Origin of the sequence: Haloferula sp., assembly GCF_049672945.1 — a bacterium.
In the GTDB taxonomy this organism is placed as follows: Bacteria; Verrucomicrobiota; Verrucomicrobiia; order Verrucomicrobiales; family Akkermansiaceae; genus Haloferula.
The window spans coordinates 1-7307 of record NZ_JBATWY010000149.1 but is presented as its reverse complement, the minus strand read 5'-3'; the positions used below and the strand labels follow the sequence as shown (position 1 = coordinate 7307).

Here is a 7307-nt window from a genome sequence, read left to right as displayed (position 1 = left end):
GTTTACGGCTGTGAGAAACTTAAGAGGGAGTCGACCTCGCCCCCTGCTGAAGGAGCCTGTGTCCTTGTTGGGCACAGGCAGGCCTGCGTCGTCACACCACGCTTGGCCGAAACTCACGGCCTTGGAGAGTGAGGCGTTGGTTTCGAAGATCTGAGCAATCCACGCCCAGAAGACGACGACGTTGCAGCACTGACAAAATCGCTTGGAGACGGAGAGTCCGTGGAGGAATTCAGCGGGCAGGATGTGGGAGAATTGCAGCGCGTAAGTGGCGATGGAGGAAGCCGCGAGATCACGTCGTCTGGCCGAGAGAACATCTTGCAAGCGACGACGGATGCTGCCACAAATCTGTGTCGGAAATCCGCTCAGGAACGGTTCGTTATTGGTCAGACATTATCTAACAGTTCCGGCGGGCTTTCGGCCACTCTTTTATCCCGAGATCCGGCTTAAAACAGTGCCATTCGGGTCTAACTCCGTCCGTTTGCCTACCCATAGTCTATTCTCTCTCGCTAAGCCACTTTTCATAGGCTTGCTCGAGGTGTTGCACTTTCTCTGGCATGGCTTTGTAAAGGTTCTCGCTTTCACAGGGGTCCTTGGCCAGATCAAACAGGTATTGGTTTTGGTTTTTTCCGCGCACCTTATCACCTGTGATCCATTTCCAGTTACCCATTCGCAGTGACTGAGTGGTTTCATACGTTCCGGATACGATGAGTCTTTGCTCCGCTGCTGGAAGTGCCTTACCCTGAATAAGCGGTGCAAGTGACAGGCCGTCGAGAGTCGGTGTCCGTATATCATGAAATGTTTGTGGGTAGGTAATTCCGGCGAGTTCCAGAAAGGTCGGGTAAAGGTCGGTCAGGTGAGTTGGCGCATGACAGATCTTTGGTTGGATGGTGCCAGGCCAGTAGAAAATTCCATGTGTCCGCTGGCCTCCGGCAAAAGAAGATCTCTTAAATTGGCGGTAAGGGGTGTTTCCAACCGTTGCCCAGCCCCGACCTAGAAAGTCGTAGGAGCTCGGACCACCGGCGTCACCGCGCGGCTTAGGGGTTCGGGCTTGCAATTTCATGGAACTAGTCACCTCGGTTGAGCCATTATCCGAAATGAAGATAATCAGGGTATTATCCGCGCACTCCAGCGCTATGGTTTTCTCGATGATGCGACCGATGTTTTCATCCATGCGTGTGATTAGTCCACTGAAAATTGCCATCATTTCATCTTCATGATGCTGCTCTCGCTCGGAGAGTTTCTCCCAGTTCAACGGTGTTGGCGGAAGGGCGGCGTTTGGTGGGAGGATCCCGAGTCCCTGTTGCTTTTCAAAGCGTGCCTGCCGGATTCTATTCCAGCCGAGCTTCTGGTAATGACCGCGATATCTGGCAATATCCTCAGGCCGCGCTTGAATCGGATAGTGAGCTGCATGGTAAGGAAGGTAGAGGAAAAAGGGTTTATCCTGTTGATGGGCTCGCTCCAGAAAACTGAGTGCATAGTCCGTCACAACATCGGTTTTAAAGAATGGTTTGCGGTGCGGAATCATTTCATCAACCGAAATGGGTTTTCCGTTAAACATGAAGGGGTTTTCGAAATCTTTGCCGTCACCTCGCTCGAAAAACGGATTGATGGCCCAGTAGATGAAGTAATCATCAAAGATGTCGTTGGAGGCATACATTTGTTTGGGAACCCAGGTGCTGTAATGTTCCTTGCCTGCCATGGCGGTATAGTAGCCCGCCTCTTTGAGCAGTCTGGCAAAGTGAATAGAATTGCCAGCACGAGGATGTGAGCGGGGCAATTTGTTCTGACCCATCGGGGTAGGTGTCATCAAGCCTGTCAACAGGGCGGATCGTGTAGGATCGCACTTCGACATATTGGTAAACTGAGTGAAACGCATGCCTTGCATTCCCAGACTGTCCAGATGGGGAGTTTGAATCTCAGAACCGAAGCAGCCAATGTCAGAATAACCAACATCATCACCGACAATCAGGATAATGTTCGGCCGGCGAGGGAGCTCCTCACTCCCGGCAGCGACCGGAAGGATGCCTCCCAAGAAAGCCAAGCATAAGAGGCCGGTGAAGCGGACACAGCGTCGAAGACGGGAAGGGGCATACAGCAAGACTTTCATATCAATTTATTTCTGAAAGATGACAACAGCACCCGGCAAACTCCTCCTAGCTGACAGGTTCCCATTGGAAAGACGGATTCAGCTGCCAAGCAAAACTCACAGGAGGCTATTTCCCACGTTTGAGTTTCTTCGAGTAATCCCACTCCTCACGGCCCTTGTAGAAGTTGTGACCCGGCAGCCGTTCGGTCTTTTTGCTGTAACCAAACAAGTTTTGATCACTTTCTTTCACCGGAACTTGGTTGATCGTGAGGGAACGCGGATCAACTCCTTGCTGAAAAAATAGTACGGACTCACCTGCTGCCAGTTGAACCCTGTAGCGATCCTTCGCTTCTTTCTTCACACGCGTGGAAACCTTACTGGCTTCGCCATTGACCAGAATCACCGGATTCGCAATGTCGATTTTCACAATACAGGGACCACCCTTCTCACTCTCAACAGACACGAACTGAGTTTCCCCTGCCTCCTTCCGGGCACTCACAAGGAACGCGCCTTCAGTCCTGAAGCGGTGGAAAGCGACATCCTGCCATCGATCAGGTGCGGCAGGAAATACGCGAATTACCCCACTCCAGCTTTGCAACAGCATGTCATGGATACTGGTCGAAAACGACAGGGGGCTTTCGATCACCGGATTCCCCTCGGCATACATGGTAGTCGTCGAGACGTTGCGATGTTTGATCAGGAAGTCTAGATAGTGATACGCCATTTTTGAGTCACCCAAAGTGGCATATATCGAAGCCGCACCTGTTGCGGTGTAACCAGTCACCGGCATGGCGTGATCTTTTTTATCAAGATTCATCGAGACGTAGAGCCAGTGATCCAGACTGGTCCGTAACAATTTTTGATTATCCGGCTCCTCAAGATTGATGACATGCAAGGGATAGAAGGGCAGAAGGTGCGAATAGTGGCGGTGAGGCTTGTCAAACGGGATGTTCCTGCCGATGCGCAAACCGTTCTTATCCACCTGATAGTCAACCAGATGATCACTAACTCGACGCCACTCCGCCGCCAGCGGATCTTTTAGTCCGTGCTCCTCATTGATTTCTAGCAGGGTTTGAAAAACCCAGTCCATCAGACCGATGGTAAAATTAATATCCTGACCATTGCCGCCCGGATACTCGGGCGACCAGCTGTTCCGGATATGAATCGTTCCATCCCCTGACGTCACCGGGTTGTCCTTGAGGTAGTTTAGGTAGGCGTTTCCGGTTCTTCTGAGAATTGGGAAAAGTCCGTCCCGCATCCGCTGGCGGTCGCCACCGTATTCGCAGTGGAGCCAGTAGTTGTGCAGCAACCATGCGAGCATGTCGGGGACCTTTCCTGCTGCACTCCCCTTGAGATCCTGCGGAATCAGTGTCGCCATCGAAGCGCTATCCTTCCAGTGCTTCGGGACGTTCTGCGTCAGGTTTTCGGCATACTTGTCGATGTTATTGATCAAAGATTCACCGATCTCCATGCGATTGGCCGTAAGGTGGGTCCAGTAGATGAGCTGGACATTCAGGTCACCCCAGACCATCGGCCAGAAGGTATTGTAATACCAAGGCCCCATCAGATCCAGAATCGGCCCCTTCCCGCGCACCGCAGAAGCGAGCTTGTACATCTGAATCCAATAGAAGGCTTCCTTCTCAGGATCATTGATGGTGAGAAAACTCTGTGGATAATAGTCGTGCCACCACGCGCGGTGAGTGGAAATTAGGTTACCTTCCTTCTGCAGCTTCTCTGCTCGCTGCAAGTTCTGCTTCACGGTGGCCAAGCTGTTTTTCTCAGGAAAGCTGTGGTGGACACTCGCGAGAAGAGTCTGTTTTCCCGAGCTATCTCCAAGAATCTCCCAACCCGTCGTCGTTTCACCGCGATGCTGATATAGCTCTTGTAGGCAGAAGTTCATATTCCCCTCACTACGGTGAAGCGGCGGCGGTGGCATCGGTAGTGGAGCCTTACGCATCGCATCCCATATCCCACCCTTTGGACCTCCGCCATGATCCAAGGTCACCCGAACCGGCGGGGCCGGTTCTTCCGGATGCCAACTGATTTTGACCGCCTCACCACTGGCTTGAGTTTCAAACCAGATCACATCGAGCAGACTATGGCTGAAAGCATGAATCGCGAAGCTTCCTTCGGTGGTCTGGATTCTCCCAGTGAGTTCAGCGTTCCAAAGATCCAGCCTCATATTGGCCCCGGTTATCTCCCCTTCCGATTCCAAGATGAAACGCCCGAGCGGCAGCCGACTTCGATAGATCCACAAGTGCTCTTTCCCCTCCTCCGGCAACCGGTGGTCATAGTAGTCGTGGCGTCCGACATGGATTGAAATCTGGTTTTTCCGGTCGCGAGAACCCTGATAGAACAGGAATCCAATATTGCCGTTTCCTGAATAGGGAGAGACCTCCCAGCGATGAGGCACTCTGTCCCAGATCATATCGTGCTGCCCGAGAAACTCCTTGTAGTCCACATCGAACTTGGGTGTTTGACCCGCAGATTCGGCGGGAAAGCAATAGGTCAGCAGTAGAAGTAAAAAGGGAACTTTCATCATATTTGTGAGTTCTGGTGGTATTTTCCCGAAAAACACCAAACAATTGGACGGAGCCTTAGCACGCAACCGCTCGTATTTGGTTGTGAATTTTTCCAATCATGTACGCCTAAACACGGATCTTATGAGAGATCAAAAGGTATTCGGTATATATTATCGATTGTTTCCCCCGAACGAAAAGAGCATACGATTCTTGCATCAATCAACCGGCCGGTTCCATTCGATCACTTCGTTTGGAGTGAGCTCCAAGAGTTTCTCCTCACCGCCGACAAGAACCTTACAGGAGCTCCCGAAGTGACTGCGAATACGGTAAGTCTGAATGACGCCGGAGTCCCACGTGAGATCAAGTTCGAAGCCTCCTCTGGCACGCAAGCCCGAGATAGCCCCATGGCTCCACTCCGGAGGCAGAGCCGGCAGCAAGTGAAGGAGTGGACCGCCATTCTTAGAGTCCAAATGGCTCTGCACAAGCATTTCGGTAATCCCGGCGGTGGCTCCAAAATTCCCATCGATCTGGAAAGGTGGATGGGCATCGAGCAGGTTGGGATAGAGACCACTCTCATTTGGATCCATACTGGGTTCATTGACGCGAGTGAGATGCATTAGTTTCTTGAGAAGTGCGTGTGCTCTCTCCCCTTCGAGAAAGCGCGCCCAGAAATTAATCTTCCAGCCCATGCTCCAGCCAGTGGCTTCATCACCCCGATAAATCAGCGACTGACGCGCGGCAGCGAACATCTCGGGATTGTCACGCCAATTGATTTCGCTGCCCGGGTGGACCGCCCAAAGATGGGAAACGTGACGGTGCTTGTTGTCCATACTGTCCTTGTCTTCAAGCCACTCCTGAAGCTGTCCATGTTTGCCAATCTGATTGGGAGCAATCTTTGGGATCATCGTCGTGAGTTGAGCCCTCAATTCGGGATCCTTCCCGAGCAATTCGGAAGCTTCGATCACGTTTCGAAAGAGCTCGCGAATGATCTGGTGATCCATGGTTGGCCCGGCCACGAGACCGCCGTTCTCAGGCGAGTGGCTCGGCGTGCTGATCAGCCATCCTTTGCCGCTACGTGGGTCTTCGACGAGAAAATCCACAAAGAATCGCGCTGAGTCTCTCATGATTGGGTAAGCCCGTTCGAGAAACTTTCTATCTCCGCCGAATTCATAGTGCCACCAGAGGTGTTGGCAGAGCCAGGCACCACCAGTGACCCAAATACCGTGATTCGAACCGTTGATTGGCGCAGCCCCTCGCCACAAGTCGAAGTTGTGGTGAAGCACCCAGCCGCGAGCATTGTAGTGATTACGTGCAACGTCACCACCCGAAACCACCAACTCCTCCATTGCTGCAAACAAAGGCTCATGACATTCAGCGAGGTTCGCAATCTCCGCCGGCCAGTAGTTCATCTGCGTGTTGATGTTGACCGTATAGCGACTGCCCCATGCTGGCTCCACGTCCTGGTTCCAGATCCCCTGAAGGTTCGCTGGCTGCCCGCCGGATCGACTGCATGCGATCAAGAGGTATCGACCGTAGTGAAAGAGTAGGCGGACAAGACCAGGATCGTCCTGCTTTTGACTCGCGATCAGCCGCTGGTCAGTCGGCAAGGACTGCTGTTTGGAGGATGAAGCGCCAAGATGGAAGGAGACACGATTGAACAGGTTTTTGTGATCTTCCACGTGGACTTCCTTGAGTCGCTTCCACGACTTGTCCTTCAATGGTTCTAGAATTCCGCTACAGACTTTCGCAGGGTCACCACTGACATCGCGAAAGTTCCGGTAGCTTGTACCCGCCGCCAACACGATGGTCGCTGAATCCGCACCTTCCACGACGACGTGATCGTCCACATATCGCACACGACCACCTTGCACTTCGACTTCCACCTTGGCCTGGAAATTGAGCGGGCTGTCGAATTGACGTCTGATCTTGTACCTTTTGTCAATCAGCTCGCTGGGAAGTGACCCCGACAATTCCAAGCCTGCCCTGCCATATCGGCGGACCGTCGTGCCCTTATGAGGAGATTCCGCCCCAAGAGAAAAGGAGACCTGCCCGCCTACATTAGCAGAGAGTCTGACTGCGATCATACGATCCGGATGACTAGCAATTACTTCACGCCGGTAAATGACTTCACCCATGCGGTAGCTGGTATGAGCAACGGCATACTCCAGATCTAGGCTTCTACGGTAGTCCTCGACCCCACCCGCCCCATGGGAAAATCTGATCTTTAAATCACCAAACGGCTGATAGGGAACCTGGGTGATCGGATCGCTCATCAAGTGCTTTCTGGCCAGCGACTCGGCCTCCTTCTGCTTTCCATCGAAGAGAAGCTGACGGATTCTTTTTAGGTGTTTGTAGGCCCCGGGGCGAGAGTAGTCATGAGGTTGCCCGACATAGAGCGTCGCCTCGTTGAACTGAATTCGCTCCTCTTCGATCCCTCCAAAAACCATGGCTCCCATCTTCCCATTTCCAATGGGAAGAGCCTCGATCCAGTCCTCTGCTGGCTTATCATACCAAAGTTCAAGCACCTCATCATCACCTCGACTCTGGCTTGAAAATATAAGCAAAAGAAAGATTAGTTTAAAGAAACGGAATATTCTCATGAGACTTTCGGTTAACTGCATGAGCCGCAGGGGCCAAGTAAATTGGCAAATCTTCGATTTCGATGTATTGTCCTCGGTAGCGCTCAAGAACGCCAGAGA

General features: G+C 52.3%; 4 protein-coding genes. All 4 read right to left on the bottom strand.

Features of this window, described 5'->3' with window-relative positions; all coding sequences use genetic code 11:
- The coding region (locus WBG04_RS13420) for a hypothetical protein (RefSeq protein WP_424314956.1) at nucleotides 1–321 on the bottom strand (321 nt) is incomplete at its 3' end.
- Nucleotides 322–493: 172 nt separating this feature from the next.
- Nucleotides 494–2107 (bottom strand): sulfatase-like hydrolase/transferase, encoded by a 1614-nt coding sequence (locus WBG04_RS13415; RefSeq protein ID WP_424314955.1) that lies wholly within the window; start codon nucleotides 2105–2107, stop codon nucleotides 494–496.
- A 106-nt stretch (nucleotides 2108–2213) separates the two neighbouring features.
- Entirely contained in the window at nucleotides 2214–4724 is a 2511-nt protein-coding gene (locus tag WBG04_RS13410; RefSeq protein WP_424314954.1) for a glycosyl hydrolase family 95 catalytic domain-containing protein, read from the bottom strand.
- Nucleotides 4725–4823: 99 nt separating this feature from the next.
- A complete protein-coding gene (locus tag WBG04_RS13405; RefSeq protein WP_424314952.1) occupies nucleotides 4824–7172 on the bottom strand; it encodes a glycoside hydrolase family 95 protein in 2349 nt (782 codons plus the stop codon).
- Between the last annotated feature and the right edge of the window lie 135 nt (nucleotides 7173–7307).

What these genes read in the sequence shown, in the direction of transcription:
- WBG04_RS13415 (WP_424314955.1), bottom strand. Translation starts at nt 2,107, where the DNA reads ATGAAAGTCTTGCTGTATGCCCCTTCCCGTCTTCGACGCTGTGTCCGC.